The sequence below is a fragment of the Bradyrhizobium sp. 141 genome (genome assembly GCF_023074055.1).
In the GTDB taxonomy this organism is placed as follows: Bacteria; Pseudomonadota; Alphaproteobacteria; order Rhizobiales; family Xanthobacteraceae; genus Bradyrhizobium.
Map to the genome: position 1 here is coordinate 1 of NZ_JADPKR010000065.1, position 715 is coordinate 715.

Sequence of the window (715 nt, forward strand, 5' to 3'; positions counted from 1 at the left end):
GAAGGCGGCATATCGTGGGGGTGCTTGACGCCTCCACTTCTCCACCGAAGGAGCGATATGCCGTGTCCAACGATAACGTCATCCAACTGATTCAGCCAGGAATCTTCGACGATCAACTCACAGAAGTCTTGCGCAACGGGGCACGTGCCCTTCTCGCCAAAGCGGTCGAGGCTGAGGTCGCGGACTTTCTCGGCCAGCATGCCGATTTGAAGACCCGGGACGGCCACCAGCGCGTCGTCCGCCACGGTCACCTGCCGGAGCGCGAGGTGATGACCGGCATCGGTCCGGTCGCCGTCCGCCAGCCGCGTGTACGCGATCGTGAGGCGGCTGCTGCCGATCCTGGCCGCATCCGGTTCTCGCCGTCGATCCTGTCGCCCTACATGCGCCGCTCGAAGTCGATCGAAACGCTGTTGCCGATCCTATATCTGAAGGGTATTTCGACTGGCGACTTCTCCGAAGCGCTGGCGGCGCTGCTTGGCAAGGATGCTGCCGGGTTGTCGGCATCCGCCATCGGCCGACTGAAGGACGGCTGGCTCGACGAGCACGGCGCGTGGCAGAAGCGCGATCTGTCGGCCAAGCGCTACGTCTACATCTGGGCTGATGGCATCCATCTCGAAGCCCGCCTCGAAGACGAAAAGCAGTGCATCCTCGTGCTGATCGGCGCGACGCCGGAGGGCCGCAAGGAACTGGTCGGCTTCACCGATGGCGCCCGCGA

Annotated in this window: 1 protein-coding gene; it reads left to right on the top strand. The window is 63.9% G+C overall.

The window, feature by feature from the left end:
- Positions 1-62: 62 nt before the first annotated feature.
- The coding region (locus IVA81_RS19065) for a transposase (protein WP_247320854.1) at positions 63-715 on the top strand (653 nt) is incomplete at its 3' end.